This window comes from Flaviflagellibacter deserti (assembly GCF_042652085.1).
Lineage (GTDB): Bacteria > Pseudomonadota > Alphaproteobacteria > Rhizobiales > Methylopilaceae > Flaviflagellibacter > Flaviflagellibacter deserti.
This window is the reverse complement of the sequence record NZ_JBHSJF010000005.1, coordinates 179,880-195,739: the sequence shown is the minus strand read 5'-3', so window position 1 is coordinate 195,739 and position 15,860 is coordinate 179,880. Positions and strand designations below refer to the sequence as shown.

Sequence of the window (15,860 nt, the reverse complement as noted above, 5' to 3'; positions counted from 1 at the left end):
TCAAGCTCTAATGCCGATGCGGGCGGCTTTCTCGGTATCGAACCACCAGGCGGTGTCGAAGGGAAGGCCGTAGCGCGGCCCGTCGTCAGGACGGCCGAAGACGTCCCATGTGGCAAGCCAATAGGTCGGCTTGTGCCAGTGCGGCACCCAATAGCGGCCGGCGCGCACAAGACGGTCGAGCGCCTTGCAGGCGAGGGTCAGCTCGTCACGTGTCCTGGCTGCCACCGCGTGGTCGATCATCGCATCGATCGCGGGATCGGAGACGCCGGGCAGGTTGTTGGACCCTTCGACCTTTGCGGTCGAGGAGCCGAAGAACAGCCTGAGATCGTCTCCCGGTGTCGACGAGAGCGCCCAGCGGCGCGGCATCATGTCGAAATCGAAGCTCCGTTGCCGACTCTGGAATTGTGCCGGGTCGACGACGCGGAAGCTCGCATCGATGCCAAGAAGCTTGAGGTTCTTGATGTAGGCGAGGACATGCGCCTCGAATATCGGGTCGTCGTCGAGGATTTCGAGTATGTACCGATCGCCCTTGGCGTTGCGGAGAGCGCCGTCCTGGATCGTCCAGCCTGCCGAGCGAAGCAGTTCAGTCGCGCGGCGCAGAAGCTTGCGGTCCTGCCCGGACCCGTCGGACGTCGGCGGAACGAATGGCTGGCCGAACACCTCGTCCGGCACCTTGCCGCGAAACGGTTCCAGCAGCGAGAGTTCGGCGGCCGAGGGCGGGCCTTCAGCCTTCAACGGCGAATTCTCGAACACCGAGGATGTCCGGATATAGGAGCCGAACATCAGGTTCGCGTTGGTCCATTCGAAGTCGAAGGCGCAGATGAGCGCTTCGCGGACGCGCGGATCGGACAGCTTGTCCCGCCTCGTATTGATCCACCAGCCCTGTGCGCCGGACGGACGTTCGTCGCGGAGTTCGAAACGGATCACCCGGCCGTCCTTGATCGCCGGAAAATCGTAGCTGTTCGCCCAGAAGCGGGAGGTGAACTCCTCGCGGAACCAGTAGGCGCCGCCTTTGAAGCCCTCGAGCGAAACCTGGCGGTCGCGGAACATCTCGATGCGGATGACGTCGAAATTGTTCTGGCCGGCGAAAACCGGGAGACTGTCGCCCCACCAGTCCTTGACCTTCTCGTATTCGATGAAGCGGCCGGCGGCGAGATTGCCGACTTTGTAGGGGCCGCAGCCCAACGGCGGCTCCATCGTACTCTCGGTGAAGGGCTGTTTCGAATAATAGGCCTTGGACAGGATCGGCAGACCGGCGACCATCAATGGAATGTCGCGCGCCTGGCGGCCGCTGAAGCGGATCGTGACTTCCTGCGGAGAAATGGCTTCCGCGCTCTCGACCTCCAGCATCTGTTGCGAGATGAGTGGATGGCCATCCTTCTTGAGCGTTGCGATCGAGAAGGCGACGTCTTCCGCGGTCAGCGGGGAGCCGTCATGGAATTTCGCCTCGGGACGGAGCTTGTAGCGATAGAGCTTGCCGTCATTTTCGATCCTCACCGACTGAGCGGCGAAGCCATACAGCGCATCGGGCTCGTCGAGCGCCCGGGTCATCAGGCTCGCGAAGATGATCTCCAGTCGGACGGCAGCGTCGCCTTTCAGGATCAGGGTGTTGAGCGAGTTGAACGTGTTGGGGTTCTGATTGAACGCCCATTGGCCCGGCGAGTAGGAGATCTTGCCGCCTTTCGGCGCGTCCGGCCTAACATAGTCGAAGTGCTTGAAGTCCGCCGGGTATTTCAGGTCACCGAAAGCGGAGAGGCCGTGCCGGTCCTCGCCGAGGGGCACCTGCGCGAATGCCCGAAAGGGAAGGCCGGCGAGGGTGGTGGCAGCGGCCGCACCGCTGAGCTTGAGGACGGTGCGGCGGTCGGGCCCGCCCGTCACTGCGCGCGTCCCACCGAGGCGGCCTTGGCCTCGTCGTACCACCAGACATCCGGGAAGCCGAGGCCGTATTGCGGCAGCTTTTCCGGGTGCGAGAAGCGGTTCCAGTAGGCGTAGCGCGTTTTGTCGAGCGTCCAGTTCGGCACGACGTAATTGTTCCAGAGGAGGACGCGGTCGAGCGCCCTGGTCGCGGCGACGAGATCGTCGCGGTCGGTCGAGTAGATCAGCCGCTCGATGAGTTCGTCGACCGCCGGGTTCTTGATGCCGGCATAGTTCCGCGAGCCCTCGCGGTCGGCGGCGGCGGAGCCCCAGAACTCCCTCTGCTCGTTGCCGGGCGACAGCGACTCGCCCCAGCTGGCGATGATCATGTCGAAGTCGAAGGCGTTAACGCGGTTCTCATACTGAGCGTCGTCGACGGTGCGGACAGCGACGTCGATGCCGAGCCGGTCGAGCGCCTGTTTGTAGAACAGAACGACGCGCTCGAAGATCGGCTGGTCGATTAGAACCTCGACCGTCAGCGGCTCTCCCTTGGCATTGGTCATGACCCGCTTGCCGCCGGTGTTTTTGACGGTCCAGCCAGCTTCGCCCATCAGCCTGACCGCCTCGCGCAGATTCTCGCGCTGCGCATTGGTGTCGGCGTTCGAGGGATGGAAATAGGCGGTGGTGAAGACCTCCGGCGGAACCTGATCCTTTACGGTGTTAAGGATTTCCAGTTCCTTGCCCTGCGGCAGGCCGCTCGATGCAAGTTCGGTGTTCTGGAAATAGCTCGTGATGCGCTTGTATTGGTTGAAGAACAGGGTCTTGTTCATGTCCTCGAAGTTCATCACGAGGTCGAAGGCGCGCCGGAGCCTTGGGTCCTGGAACTTCTCGCGCCGGGTGTTGAACACGAAGCCCTGCATCAGGCCCATATTGCGGATCGGATAGGTGTCGAGCACGACCTTGCCCTGCTGGCGGGCAGGGAAGTCGTAGGCGGTCGCCCAGTTCTTCGCGGTGCTCTCGACGCGGAAATCGTACTGGCCGGCCTTGAAGGCTTCGAGCGCGACATCGCTGTCACGATAATAGTCGTAGCGGATCTCGTCGAAGTTGTTTGTGCCTGCCATCACCGGCAGGTCCTTGCCCCAATAGTCGGGCACGCGCTCGTAGGAGATGGTCCGGCCGGCCTGGAAGCCGGGCTTGATGCGATACGGCCCCGAGCCGAGCGGCGGCTCAAGCGTGGTCTGCAGGATGTCGCGCGGCTTGCGGTCCGGTCCCGTGCCCGTCCACCAGTGTTTCGGCATGACGATGAGCTGGCCGATGATCTGCGGCAGCTCGCGATTGCCCTTCTCGGTGAAGGTGAAGGTCACCTCGTTGCCGGAGGTCTCGACCTTGGACACGTTGCGATAGTACTGCGCGTAGAACGGCGAATTGTTCTTCAGCACGTCGAACGACCAGACGACGTCCTCGACGGTCAGCGGCTTGCCGTCCTGCCAGCGCGCCTGGGGGCGCAGGCGATAGGTGACGGAGGAATAGTCGGCGGTATATTTCACCGCCTCGGCGAGGAGGCCGTATTCGGTCGAGACCTCGTCCTGGGACTCGACCATCAGGGTCTCGTAGATCTGTGTCAGCCCCGCCGCGACGACGCCGCGCGGAATCGCGATGTTGAAGCTGTCATAGCCGCCCGGCGCGGACAGCCGGACGAGACCGCCCTTGGGGGCGTTCGGGTTCACATAATCGAAATGCTTGAAGTCGGCCGGATATTTGACCGAGCCGAACAGCGACAGAGCGTGCTTCCATTCGCCGGCGGGCGGCGGCGGTTCGGTCTGGGCCTCTACGGCGGTGCCGCCGAGCGAAAAGGCAAGGCACAGAACGGCAAGGCGCTGAACGATCGTCAAAACGCGGCATCTCCCTGATCGGATTGGCGTGAGCGTAGCCTCAGGCAAGATTATGTCGCAAAGCCGGTGATCTGCCACCCGTGCCGTTACGCGGAATGCGCGCAAGGCTGGAACCCGCTCGATCTTGAGGGGTTAATGGACCGGTGGTGCCGAGCAGCGATGGGCCAGCCGACTAGTCGGCGGTGCGCTCACCCGAGGATGCACTTCGAAATAGTCGCCCAGACCGTGAGCGCATAGGGCGACGGCGATACAGCCGGCACCACCTCTTACACTCTCAGACGACGATCCGGATCAGTGCGGAGCGGCGGGCGCGGCCGGGGCCGGTGCGGCGCCTTGGCCCGCATCCGGAGCGGGAGCGCCCGCGGCGGGAGCGGCGCCTTCGGCCGGAGCCGGGGCGGCGTCCGGAGCCGGGAGCGGCAGCGGGCTGTCCGAGTTCTTGTTCAGATAGGCGATCACGTCGGCGCGCTGGTCGGGACGCTTGATGCCGGCGAACGACATCGCGGTGCCCGGAACGGCGGCCTTCGGGTTTTCGAGGAAGTGGTCCATCGCTTCGAACGACCACTGCTCTCCGCTCTTGGCCTTCATGCCAGCCGAGTAGTTGAAGCCGTCGAGGTGGCCGTGGTGGTTGCCGACGACGCCGTAAAGGTTCGGGCCGACCTTGTTCGGGCCGCCCTTCTCGAACGAATGGCAGGACTGGCACTGCTTGACCGCCGCTTCACCCTTGGCCGGATCGGCCTTGGCGAGACGGACGGCGATCGGCTCAACGGCCGGAGCCGCGGCGGCTGGCGCGCCCGCGTTCTCGACCGGAGCCGGAAGGTCATAACCCAGCTTTTCCGGAGCGTGCTGCTCAAACAGGATCTCGGAGGCGATCGACAGGCCGACGACGAAGGTAAGAGTGCCCAGCACGGCGCCGAGCATCTTGTTGACCTCGAAGGAATCCATCCCGTTCTCCGGAGGCGGGGTGTGAAAACTAAGGTGCAAAAGCGGGCCGAAAAGCCGGTCCACGAAGCGGGCGGAACCTAATCGCTTTCGTGTAAAGATGACAACTCGTATAGAGCGGGTGCGCTGCTACTTTTTGCCGCCGAATGGAGGCGGTTAGCGCGGTTTCTAGAGTTTTTCCATGTCTTCTCTTGTTCTTATCCCAGCCCGGATGGCTTCCACCCGCCTGCCCGGCAAGCCACTGGCCGATATCTGCGGCGAGCCGATGATCGTTCAGGTCTGGCGGCGCGCGACGGAGGCCGAGGTCGGGCCGGTGATCGTGGCGACCGATTCGGCCGATATCGCCCACGCGGTCGAGAAGGCCGGCGGTCGCGCCGAGATGACGCGCGCCGACCATCCCTCCGGATCGGACCGGATATTCGAGGCGCTTCAGCGCATCGACCCGGAGGGGAATTACGACCGCATCGTCAATCTGCAGGGGGACCTGCCGACCGTGGATCCCCTGATCATCCGCGCCGCCGTCGCCCTGCTGGATGATCCGGACGTCGATCTCGGCACGCTCGGCGCCGTCATCACCCGCGACCACGAGAAGACAGACGAGAATGTCGTCAAGCTCGTCGGCTCGGGAGAGGGGCGCTATCGCCGGGCGCTCTATTTCACCCGTACGACCGCGCCCTGGGGCGAGGGCGAGCTGATCCACCATATCGGGCTCTATGTCTGGCGCCTCGCGGCGCTCGCCCGTTTCGTCAAGCTGCCGCCATCTTCACTGGAGCGCCGCGAGCGGCTCGAACAGCTCCGCGCGCTGGAGGCCGGCATGCGGATCGACGCGGCAATCGTTGACGACGTGCCGCTGGGCGTCGATACCCCTCACGATCTCGAACGCGCCCGCGAAATCCTCGCCGCGCGACAGAAATAGTCCGGAGTTCCGAAGTGTCCCCGCAGTCCAACAAGAAGATCGTCTATCAGGGCGAGCCCGGCGCGAACTCTCACATCGCCTGCGCCGAGGTGTTTCCGGATTGGGAAGCTGTCGACAAGCCGAGCTTCGAGGACGCGTTCGTTGCGGTGGTCGACGGTTCGGCCGAACTGGCGATGATCCCGATCGAGAACACGATCGCGGGTCGTGTCGCCGACATCCATCATCTGATGCCGACCTCCGGGCTCAACATCATCGGCGAGTTCTTCCTGCCGCTGCAGCATCAGCTGATGGCCGTGAAGGGCGCGACTTTGGAAACGGTGAAGGTCGCCTACAGCCATCCGATGGCGCTCGGCCAGTGCCGGGAATCGCTGAAGCGGCTCGGCCTCATCCCGCACATCGCCGCCGACACGGCCGGCGCGGCGCGCCGCATCGCCGAGGCGAACGACCCGACCAAGGCCGCCATCGCCTCGACGCTCGCGGCCGAGATCTACGGCCTCGACATCATCGCGGCGAACATCGCCGATGCCGACCACAACACGACGCGCTTCATCATCCTGTCGCGCGAGCCGGACTGGGCTCCGGCCGGCAACGGCCCGTGCGTGACGACCTTCGTGTTCAAGGTGAGGAACGTCCCGGCCGCGCTCTATAAGGCGATGGGCGGCTTCGCGACCAATTCGGTGAACATGACGAAGCTCGAGAGCTACCAGCTCGAAGGCGAGTTCGTCGCGACCCAGTTCTACGCCGATGTCGAAGGGCATCCGGACGACGCCAATGTCAGGCTCGCGCTGGAGGAACTGGCCTTCTTCTCGGCCGAGGTGAAGATACTCGGCGTCTATCCGGCGCATCCGTTCCGCTTCGCGGAGCGGAAGAAGCGGGGATGATGGGTCCTCGAGGCGTCATCCTCCGGCTTGACCGGAGGATCCATTCCACCGCCTCCATATGGGTCCTCCGGTCGAGCCGGAGGACGACGCCTAGACCGGTTCGAGCCAGTCCGACGGCAGCCCAAATGTCTTCGCGAAGCCCAGCCGTCCCGGTGGCGTGATCCTCAGCGACCGGCTGTCCGGAATGCGCGCGACCCATCCCAGATCGAGCGAGCGCGTGAACAAAGCCGCGCCCAGCCGTCCGGCCAGATGCGGGCGGCGTTCGCTCCAGTCGAGACAGGTTCGGCAGAGCGCGCGCTTTCCGCCGGTTTTGAGGTCCACGCCGAATTCGCAGAAGAACTTCTGGCCTTCCTCGGTGACCGCCCCCGATCCGTCGGACAGGATCAGCCGTCCGTGCGCGCAGAGTGCGTCCGCGATCGCGATGCCGAGGCGGCCGGCCATATGGTCGTAGCAGGTGCGGGCCAGCCTCATCGCCTCGTCCTTCGGGCCGGTGGGGCGGTGGCGTTTCGGTCCCGTCGCGGCGACGTTCATCAGCGCTTCCATCACCTGCGCGATTTCCGAAGAGGCAAGGCGGTAATAGCGGTGGCGACCCTGCTTCTCCACGGCCAGAAGACCTGCCTCGCTGAGCTTGGCGAGATGCCCGCTCGTCGTCTGGGCGCTGACGCCCGCATTCCAGGCGAGTTCGCCCGCCGTCAGCGCCTTCCCGCCCATGAGCGCGGAGAGAATGTTGGCGCGGGCCGGATCGCCGATCAGCGAGGCGACTTCGGCGATGGTGTTGGCGGAAGCGGTCATGAGTCGAGGATAGCCGCTTTTCGGCGGGAACACTTCGGCCGCGGCCGAAACATCCCGGGCTAGTGCGGGGCTACAAGCTGGCAGTCATTCCGGCTACAGCGAGTGCGCATCATGACCCAGCCGACCACGCTCAAGACAGATCTCGTCCTGCTGATCGCCCTCGCGACGCTCTGGGGTGCCTCGTATACTTTCATCAAGATCGGCGTCGAGACCATCCCGCCGGTGACGCTGATCGCGGGCCGGACCTTGATCGCGGGTGGGCTGCTTTATGCGGTCATCCGCTGGCGCGGGCTGAAACTGCCAGGGGATCGCGAGACCTGGATGCGCTTCCTGTTCCAGGCAGTTCTGAACAGTGTCATCCCGTTCACCCTGATCGCCTGGGCGGAGCAGACCGTGGACGCGGGGCTGGCCGCGATCCTGAATTCCTCGACTCCGATCTTCACCTTCCTGCTGACGGCCCTGATCGTCCGCCACGAACCGGTGACGAGCCGGAAATTGTTCGGTGTCGTCGCCGGCATGGTCGGCATCTGCCTGATCATCGGCTTCGAGGCGTTCGAGGGCATCGGCGATGAATTGCTGGCTCAGCTCGCGGTCGTGGTCGCAACGATCAGCTATGCGGGAGCGGCGATCTTCGGGAAGGGGTTCAAGGGGCTCGATCCGATGATGCCGGCGGCGGGGTCGCTGATCTGCGGCGCGGTGCTGCTGATTCCGGCGAGCCTGATCGTGGATCGGCCGTGGACGCTGTCGCCGTCGATGGATTCGCTGATGGCGCTCGTCGCGCTGGCGGTGTTCTCGACCGCGATCGCCTTCACGATCTATTTCCGCCTTGTCCACACGCTCGGCTCGGTCGGCGCGACGGCGCAGGCCTATATCCGCGTGCCGATCGGCGTCGCCATCGGCGTGGTCTTCCTCGGTGAGGTGCCGACCTCGACGGCCTGGATCGGCCTCGTCTGCGTGGTCGCGGGCGTGATCGCGATGACGGTGCCGGGCAGGAAGCGCGTCGCTACAGTCCAAGCTCCGTCCTGATCGCGCCGATCAGGCCGTTCCGCCAGTTCTCGTCATAGGGCCTGGCGGCGCCGGAGCCCCAGACCGGGCCCGGCCAGGCCGGATCGCCCTCGACGCGCGAGACGATGTGGACGTGAAGCTGCTTCACGATATTGCCGAGCGCGCCGACATTGAGCTTGTCGCACGGAGCGACGGCGCGCAGCGCCCGCGATACCTGTGCGATTTCGCCGATCAGCCGCGCCTGTTCCTCCGACGAGAGATCGATGATCTCGACGGCATCAGTCCGCCGCGGGACGAGAACGAGCCAGGGAAAGCGCGCGTCGTTCATCAGCAGCACCCGGCAGAGCGGCAGGTCTCCGACCGGACGGGCGTCGGCGGCAAGACGCGAATCGAGCACGAAATCGGACGTGATCATGCGCCCATTTACGCGGAAGATGCGAACCCGCGCGCATGAAATCGGTGCGACGCCGTGCCGTGCGGGATGCTAATCCCGAACGAACACCCTGATCTCCTCACGCGTCAGCCTGCCGTCCTTGTTTGAATCGGCGCCATCGAAAACCCGCTTGTGAATGGCCGAGACCTCGTCGAAGGAGAGCGCGCCGTCGCCATTGGTGTCAGCGATGGTGAACATGATCTTCATCATCATGCGACGGTGCGGCCCGGTATGACCGTGCATCTTACCGTGCATGCCCATCATCGGGCCGTCGCCCATTCTGTCCATCATTCTGGAGTCTCTCGTCTCGTATGAGTCCTCTTCTTCATCAGCGGGTTGAGCGACGGCGCCGGCTGTCATCCCGGCGGCGATCAGAATAGCGATGGCCGCGCGCGGCAATGCACCGAAGTTCATTGGATCCTCCCTGGTCCTGGAGGCCGTTGATGCGCTGGCGTCGTGCCTGAGTTGGGAAGGCCCGGAGGCTCGTTCGCCAGTTCGCCGGCGCAACGCCGGCCAAGTCCACGATCGGCGAAGAGGTTCCGGCGAAATTGCGCCCAAATTGTGCTCTCCGATTCAGTAGTGCTGAATAGCAAGCTCCGGCTTCTCTTCCGCCGAAGGCAGACTTGCATCCTCGCCGCCAAACCTCGATATACAGCGTGGGAGGTTGGCGGTGGACGAGCCACTCGCCAACCGGGTCAGGTCCGGAAGGAAGCAGCCCTAACGAGCCCGTCTCGGGTCGTCGTCCAACCTCCTACTCGCGCACTTGCGTCCGCGCCTTTCACCCTGCCATATCATCGCGATGGAAGAACTCGACATCCGCCCTGCGGGGGAACCCACGGGTGGTGCCTACCGCGTTCTCGCGCGGAAATACCGGCCCTGGAACTTCGCCGATCTGATCGGTCAGGAGGCGATGGTCCGCACCCTGACGAATTCGTTCACGACGGGGCGGGTGGCGCAGGCGTGGATGCTTACGGGCGTCCGTGGCGTCGGGAAGACGACGACCGCACGAATCCTCGCCCGCGGCCTCAACTACGAGCGGCAGGACGGCACCGGAGGACCGACGGTCGATCTCGACGAGATCGGTGTCCATTGCCAGGCGATTATGGAATCGCGCCATGTCGACGTGCTGGAGATGGACGCGGCCTCGCGCACCGGCATCGACGATGTCCGCGAAATCCTCGACGGTGTCCGCTATTCGCCCGCCTCGGCGCGCTACAAGGTCTACATCATCGACGAAGTCCACATGCTCTCGGACAAGGCGTTCAACGCCTTCCTGAAGACTTTGGAGGAGCCACCTCCTCATGTGAAATTCGTCTTCGCGACGACCGAAATCCGCAAGGTTCCGGTCACGGTCCTGTCGCGCTGCCAGCGCTTCAACCTCCGACGCGTCGACGCGTCGGTGCTGACGGGTCACCTCCGCAACATCATAGGCAAGGAGGGCCTGAACGCCGACGACGAGGCGCTCGCTCTTGTGGCGCGCGCCGCAGAGGGCTCGGTTCGTGATGCGCTGTCGATCCTCGATCAGGCCATCGCCCACGGTGGCGGCGCGGTCGAGGCGGAGGCGGTTCGCCAGATGCTCGGCCTGTCCGACCGCGGCCGGGTGGTCGATCTGTTCGAGGTTGTGATGAAGGGCGATGCGGCGGGCTCGCTCGCCGTCTTCCGCGAACTCTATGACGGCGGTTCGGACGCGGCGGTCGTGCTCGCCGACCTCGCCGAATTCGTCCACTACGTCACCCGGATCAAGCTGACCCCGGCTGCTTTGGAAGACCCGTCCGCGACCGAGGTGGAACGCCAGCGCGGCAAGTCCTTCGCCGACCAGCTGTCGCACAAGGTGCTGTCGCGGGCCTGGCAGATCCTGTCGAAGGGCATCTCCGAGGTGCAGGCCGCTCCGAAGCCGGCCCAGGCCGCCGATATGGTCCTCGTGCGTCTCGCCTATGCCGCCGACCTGCCGACGCCGGACGAGGCGTTGCGCGCGCTGAAGGATCAGTCGCCGCGCCAGACTCCGGCGGGCAACATGCAATCCTCGCCGCCGTCGGGCGCGCTGTCGTCGCAGGGTTCGGCGGCTTTCGCCATTGCCTCGCGAACCGCCGATCCGGTGCCGTCTTCCGCCCCGCGCGCTTCACTGGAGACCGTCCCGCTCCGGCGTCTCGAAACGCTGAATGACGCCGTCGCACTCGCCGCCGAAAAGCGCGATATATCCCTTAAGACCGCGATCGAACGCGATGTCCGCCCGGTGCTGTTCGAGGACGGACGCCTGGAATTCCGACCCAGCCCGGGAGCGCCGCAGACGCTAGCCTCGGAAATCCAGCGCAAGCTGTCCGACTGGACCGGCCGCCGCTGGATCGTCGCGATCTCCTCGGAAGCGGGCGGCCCCACGCTCCGCGAGATCGCCGACGAAGAGCGCGAACAAAAGATGCGCGGCGTCGCCGCCAATCCCGAAGTCCGGGCACTGCTCGAGCGCTTCCCGGGCGCGGAAATCATCGCGGTGCGCACCACCGCCCAGCCGGCCGAGGAATCGCTCGAAGCGGTGCCTGACGAGCCCGACACAGACGAGGAGTAATCCATGGATCTCATGGGGATCATGAAGAAGGCTCAGGAAATGCAGGCCAAGATGGCCGGCATGCAGGCTGAGCTTGAACAGATTGTCGTCGAAGGCTCAGCCGGAGGCGGTGTCGTCAAGGTCGAGATGAGCGCCAAGGGCGAACTGAAGCATGTCGAGATCGACCTGGACGTGCTGAAGCCCGAAGACAAGGAAATCGTCCAGGATCTCATCGTCGCCGCGCATGCCGAAGCCAGGCGCAAGGCCGAGGCGATCGCGCAGGAGAAGATGGCCGAGGCGACGGCCGGGCTTCCGCTTCCTCCGGGAATGAAGCTGCCGTTCTGATGCTGCTTTCGGGTTCCCCACGGCCTCATCCTGAGCCGGGCTGCACAGCAGCCCATGTCGAAGGATGGTCGCATGCTCCGAGCTTGCCGCGATCCGTGGACACGGGCACTGCGTGCCCGGCTCAGGGTGAGGGCAAGGATTAGTCATGCCCCGCGCCGTTGCCGGTCCCGAGATCGAGCGCCTGATCCAACTTCTGGCGCGTCTGCCGGGGCTCGGGCCCCGCTCGGCGCGCCGCGCAGCCTTGCATCTCATCCGCAAGAAGGACGCCCTGCTGGGGCCGCTCGCCGATGCGTTCGCCAAGGCGAACGAGAGCGTCCGCATCTGCTCGACCTGCGGCAATGTCGATACCTCCGATCCCTGCACGATCTGCAGCGACCAGACGCGAGACGCGTCGCTTCTCGTCGTCGTTGAGGATGTCGCCGATCTCTGGGCGCTGGAGCGGGCAGGGGCGGTGAACGCTCGCTACCATGTATTGGGCGGGACTTTGTCGCCATTGGATGGGCGCGGACCAGAAGACCTTAATCTCGAAGGCCTCGTGGAACGTGCATCCAACCCAGCGGTGCACGAGGTCATATTGGCCCTCAATGCTACGGTGGATGGGCAAACCACGGCGCACTACGTTACCGACGTCCTTGCCTCGGCAGGAGTCAAGGTGACTCGCCTCGCCCATGGCGTGCCTGTGGGCGGCGAACTGGATTACCTTGACGAAGGGACGCTTTCGGCCGCCATCCGGCAGCGCACTCCCTTCTGACCTTCTCCTGAACGTCAATGTGGAACGCGGGCCCCGGTCACACGTTCTCGCCACGGACCGTCTTGTGAAGCCTCGACGGCCGTTCGCAGCGGGGCGCTGGGGACACAGGGAGACTTCGAAATGAAAACCATTCTTCTCAATACGGCGGCCGCGGCAGCCCTCCTGATCGGCATTTCGGCCGCCTCGGCCCAGACAGATGCGGGTGGCGCGGCCGGCGGTGCTTCTGTTCCTCCTCCGGCTGCTTCCGGCGGCGCGGGCGCGGCAGGCGGTGCGGCCGGCGGAGCGGGCATGAAGGGAGGCGCTGACGCCTCTGGCGGCGCGAGCGCCCAGAACCCGATGCCCCGCAACGACGCCTCCAGCGCGGCGGGCACCCCGTCCGAGACGGGCGGCGGCAACCGGGCCGCCACCGAACCGACCCAGAAAAACGCTCAAGGCCAGGGTGAAATGAAGTCCGGTGCGGGCAAGTCGGCGGCCGAAGGCAAGACCGACACCAACAAGTCCAGCGCCGAAGGCAAGGCCGATGCCAATAAGTCCAGCGCCGAAGGCTCGAAGCAGGGCGGCATGGAGAGCGGCCGCGCTGCCGCGTCCAAGGAGATCACAACCGAGCAGAAGACGACCATTCGCCAGAAGATCTCGACGACCAACGTCCAGAAGGTGAACGTCGACTTCAACGTCTCGGTCGGTGCCGCGGTACCGCGGCACGTCCACGTGATGCCACTTCCGCCCACGATCGTGGAAGTCGTCCCGCAGTATCAGGGCTACAGCTACATCGTGCTGGCAGACGGCCGGATCGTCATCATCGATCCGTCGAGCTACGCGATCGTCACAATTATCGCGGTCTGAGGGCGCTCGGACCTTGCGGACAGGGCGGCCTTCGGGCCGCCCTTTTCGTTTGCGACGCAACGGCCGTCCGGGCCAAGGTGACGCCGGATCGGGGACCATGGATGACCGAGCAGACCGTTGACGCCATCGAGGCGGATGCGCCGGCGAAGGGCGGCATCGCCGATTTCTTCCAGCGCCGCGTGCTCGTCATGCTCGGTCTCGGCTTCTCCGCCGGTCTGCCGAACCTCTTGATCTTCGACACCTTGTCGGCCTGGCTGCGCGACGACGGCGTCTCGCTCGCCGTGATCGGCTTCTTCAGCCTCGCCACACTAGCCTATTCGGCAAAATTCCTCTGGGCGCCGCTCGTCGACCGGACGCAAGTGCCCGGTCTGACCGCATGGCTTGGGCATCGCCGGTCCTGGATGCTGGTCGCGCAGATCGCGGTGATCATCGGCCTGTGGCTGATCTCGGGCCGCGACCCGTCGGACAATCTAGGCCTCGTCGCCGCCTTCGCGGTGTTCGTCGGCTTCTCGGGCGCGACGCAGGACATCGTCATCGATGCCTGGCGTATCGAGGTTGCCGACAATAGCCAGCAAGGCATCATGGCGGCGGCCTATCAATGGGGCTACCGCGTCGCGATGATCGTCGCGGGCGCCGTGCCGCTTGTCCTGGCGCAGGCCTATAGCTGGAATTTCTCCTACGCCATCATGGCCTGCCTGATGGGGATCGGCGTGCTGGCGGTGCTTTTCGCGCCGCGCGAACAGAGCCACAAGGTGCGCGCGGTCCATGCCGAAGGCGTCGAGCGGCGCCCGCTCGCGGATGTGGTGGAGTGGATCATTCGCGGCGTCATCTTCGTGCTCGGTGCCTTGATCGCGGGCGCGGGCCTGAGCGGCGATCCGGCGCCGCTTTCGCTGGTCGCGACGCCGCTAGGCTCCGGCGACGTCTTCGGTCTCGCGCCGCTCTGGAAGGGATCGCCGGCCAGCGTCTTCCTGCAGATCGGCGCGGTCGTCGCCGGATTGGCCATTATCGCCGCCGCGTGCTGGCCAATGCCCGGCCGTCCGACCCGTCCGGGTGCCTATCTTGGTGCAAGCTTTGGCGCACCGCTCGCCGACTTCTTCCGCCGCTACGCCGGCACTGCTGGCCTGATCCTGGCGCTGATCTGCCTCTACCGGGTGTCGGACTTCGTCCTGAACATCATGAACCCGTTCTATCTCGACCTCGGTTTCACCAAGACCGAGATCGCCGAGGTGCGGAAGGTGTTCGGCGTGGTTGCGTCGATGCTCGGCGTGTTCGTCGGCGGCTATTCGATCGTGAAGCTCGGCCTGATGCGCTCGCTGCTGATCGGCGCCTTCGCGGGTTCGCTCAGCAATCTCGTCTTCATCTATCTGGCGACCGCCGGCCATTCGATGCCCGCGCTCTACATCGCGATCGGCATCGACAATCTGGCCAGCGGCTATGCCGGCACATGCCTGATCGCCTATATGTCGAGCCTGACCTCCGGCGGCTTCACCGCGACGCAATACGCGCTGTTCTCCTCGCTCTACGCGCTACCTGGAAAGCTGATCGCCTCGCAGTCCGGGCGCATCATCGAAAGCGCCGCGCGCTCGGCTGAGGAGGGCGGGGCGGCGGCCGGGCTGAAAGGCATGTTCGTCGGGCTGACGCCGGAGTCATTCGTAAGCGGCGCGGCGACGGGCGTCTCACCGGCGTCATTGGGCGCGGGCTATGTAACCTTCTTCCTGTACTCCGCGCTGATCGGCGTGGCTGCGATCGTGCTGACTTTCGCCGTCGTTCGGCGGCGTGGAACATAAAGGGAACAAATCTCTTTCTTTCAGTTGCACTGCATGCTTAGCTCAACCCGCTTTGTTCTTCAGAGGGGGTGGAGATGAGCAATCTCATTGTCTTTTTGGCGCTTTCAGCTGCGGTCTCGCTGTCTGGACCGGAAACGATTACCGCTTTCGAAACGACCTATCCCGGCGGTCTCGCCGCTATCCAGGAGGTTGGTGAGGGAGAGAAGGGAAGTGTCGTCTATGAGGTCGCCGGCGCGCGGGTGCTGGTCGGATACTCACCGAAAGCTCTCCCATCGACCATCACTGAACATGCGCTGAGATCGATTGAAAGCTGGTCGGAGGGACGCAGTGCGCTGCAGCATCAGGATGGACATGTCACGATTGGCTTGGTTAAGGCGCCGCGCGGCTACAAGGCGGCGCTGAAGGGCGCGACCGCGGTCACTCTGGTCGCCGGCGCATTAGCATCAAATCTTCCCGTCAGCGCCGCGATCTTTGCTGATAGCGAACTAGTCGTCGATCCTGCTGACTTGCGAACCAGTGCGGTGGATTTCGCCAGGAATGGTGAACCGCCGGTGCACCTCTGGGTATCGAGAAATCCTCTGATGCTGGAAGACGAGCTCGGCAAGACGAAGCCTATGGTGATAACGCGAGGTCTCAAGCCTTTTGTCGGTCGCGAGATAGAGTTCGCATCGAACAAATATTCACTCGAGCTCATCGCGTGGCGCGTTTCTGATGCGAGCAGCTATCTGATCAAGCGAGGGCCGATCCTGAAGGACGGCGAAACCTTCGGCATCTCCGAAACAGAGAGAATACGGGTGAAACATCTTTCGCCCGGCCTGTCCGGGGAGCCGGCTTTGAGCTTCACGGTCGAAGTGCCAGACCCGAGCGAAATCCCGAACTGAAA

General features: G+C 64.6%; 15 protein-coding genes and 1 other RNA gene. 10 read left to right on the top strand and 6 right to left on the bottom strand.

Annotated elements, in window-relative coordinates; all coding sequences use genetic code 11:
- The 3 genes from ACFPFW_RS05710 to ACFPFW_RS05700 all read right to left on the bottom strand — a co-directional run bounded on the left by ACFPFW_RS05710 (position 1) and on the right by ACFPFW_RS05700 (position 4,688).
- A complete protein-coding gene (locus ACFPFW_RS05710; RefSeq protein ID WP_114956998.1) occupies positions 1-1,878 on the bottom strand; it encodes an extracellular solute-binding protein in 1,878 nt (625 codons plus the stop codon).
- Complete coding sequence (locus ACFPFW_RS05705; protein WP_114957079.1) at positions 1,875-3,740, bottom strand: extracellular solute-binding protein; 1,866 nt, start codon at positions 3,738-3,740, stop codon at positions 1,875-1,877. Before ACFPFW_RS05705 ends, ACFPFW_RS05710 begins: the two co-directional genes overlap by 4 nt.
- 297 nt (positions 3,741-4,037) lie before the next feature.
- Positions 4,038-4,688: a c-type cytochrome gene (locus ACFPFW_RS05700; protein ID WP_114956997.1), complete on the bottom strand. Its 651-nt coding sequence runs from the start codon at positions 4,686-4,688 to the stop codon at positions 4,038-4,040.
- A gap of 178 nt (positions 4,689-4,866) precedes the next feature.
- Here ACFPFW_RS05700 and ACFPFW_RS05695 point away from each other — a divergent pair, with 178 nt between their 5' ends.
- Positions 4,867-5,601 carry a 3-deoxy-manno-octulosonate cytidylyltransferase gene (locus tag ACFPFW_RS05695; protein ID WP_114956996.1) on the top strand — a complete coding sequence of 245 codons (735 nt, stop codon included), beginning with the start codon at positions 4,867-4,869 and terminating at the stop codon, positions 5,599-5,601.
- 14 nt (positions 5,602-5,615) lie between these two features.
- Positions 5,616-6,482, top strand: a complete 867-nt coding sequence (locus ACFPFW_RS05690; RefSeq protein ID WP_114956995.1) for a prephenate dehydratase — start codon at positions 5,616-5,618, stop codon at positions 6,480-6,482.
- Positions 6,483-6,572: 90 nt separating this feature from the next.
- On the opposite strand, the gene ACFPFW_RS05685 is transcribed toward ACFPFW_RS05690, so the two are convergent.
- Complete coding sequence (locus tag ACFPFW_RS05685) at positions 6,573-7,274, bottom strand: ArsR/SmtB family transcription factor (protein ID WP_114956994.1); 702 nt, start codon at positions 7,272-7,274, stop codon at positions 6,573-6,575.
- Between the two features lie 111 nt (positions 7,275-7,385).
- Between ACFPFW_RS05685 and ACFPFW_RS05680 the strand changes: the two genes are divergently transcribed.
- On the top strand, positions 7,386-8,300 hold the full coding sequence (locus ACFPFW_RS05680) for a DMT family transporter (RefSeq protein ID WP_114956993.1): 915 nt from the start codon (positions 7,386-7,388) through the stop codon (positions 8,298-8,300).
- Here the strand turns inward: ACFPFW_RS05680 and ACFPFW_RS05675 are convergent.
- Complete coding sequence (locus ACFPFW_RS05675) at positions 8,278-8,694, bottom strand: HIT domain-containing protein (RefSeq protein ID WP_114956992.1); 417 nt, start codon at positions 8,692-8,694, stop codon at positions 8,278-8,280. The two genes, ACFPFW_RS05680 and ACFPFW_RS05675, sit on opposite strands and share 23 nt — an antisense overlap.
- Before the next feature lie 69 nt (positions 8,695-8,763).
- Entirely contained in the window at positions 8,764-9,126 is a 363-nt protein-coding gene (locus tag ACFPFW_RS05670; protein ID WP_114956991.1) for an EF-hand domain-containing protein, read from the bottom strand.
- Positions 9,127-9,370: 244 nt separating this feature from the next.
- On the opposite strand from ACFPFW_RS05670, the gene ffs reads away from it, so the two are divergent.
- The 7 genes from ffs (at position 9,371) to ACFPFW_RS05635 (ending at position 15,858) form a co-directional block, all read left to right on the top strand.
- Positions 9,371-9,468, top strand: an RNA gene (ffs, locus tag ACFPFW_RS05665) — signal recognition particle sRNA small type.
- Between the two features lie 43 nt (positions 9,469-9,511).
- Positions 9,512-11,272, top strand: coding sequence for a DNA polymerase III subunit gamma/tau (locus tag ACFPFW_RS05660; RefSeq protein ID WP_114957078.1), 1,761 nt, complete (start codon positions 9,512-9,514; stop codon positions 11,270-11,272).
- Positions 11,273-11,275: 3 nt separating this feature from the next.
- A complete protein-coding gene (locus ACFPFW_RS05655; protein WP_114956990.1) occupies positions 11,276-11,596 on the top strand; it encodes a YbaB/EbfC family nucleoid-associated protein in 321 nt (106 codons plus the stop codon).
- 145 nt (positions 11,597-11,741) lie between these two features.
- Positions 11,742-12,347 (top strand): recombination mediator RecR, encoded by a 606-nt coding sequence (gene recR / locus ACFPFW_RS05650; RefSeq protein ID WP_114956989.1) that lies wholly within the window; start codon positions 11,742-11,744, stop codon positions 12,345-12,347.
- A gap of 120 nt (positions 12,348-12,467) precedes the next feature.
- Positions 12,468-13,190 carry a DUF1236 domain-containing protein gene (locus ACFPFW_RS05645; RefSeq protein WP_162799667.1) on the top strand — a complete coding sequence of 241 codons (723 nt, stop codon included), beginning with the start codon at positions 12,468-12,470 and terminating at the stop codon, positions 13,188-13,190.
- Between the two features lie 101 nt (positions 13,191-13,291).
- Positions 13,292-14,977, top strand: coding sequence for an AmpG family muropeptide MFS transporter (locus ACFPFW_RS05640; protein WP_114956987.1), 1,686 nt, complete (start codon positions 13,292-13,294; stop codon positions 14,975-14,977).
- A gap of 74 nt (positions 14,978-15,051) precedes the next feature.
- On the top strand, positions 15,052-15,858 hold the full coding sequence (locus ACFPFW_RS05635) for a DUF4261 domain-containing protein (protein ID WP_114956986.1): 807 nt from the start codon (positions 15,052-15,054) through the stop codon (positions 15,856-15,858).
- Positions 15,859-15,860: the final 2 nt, after the last annotated feature.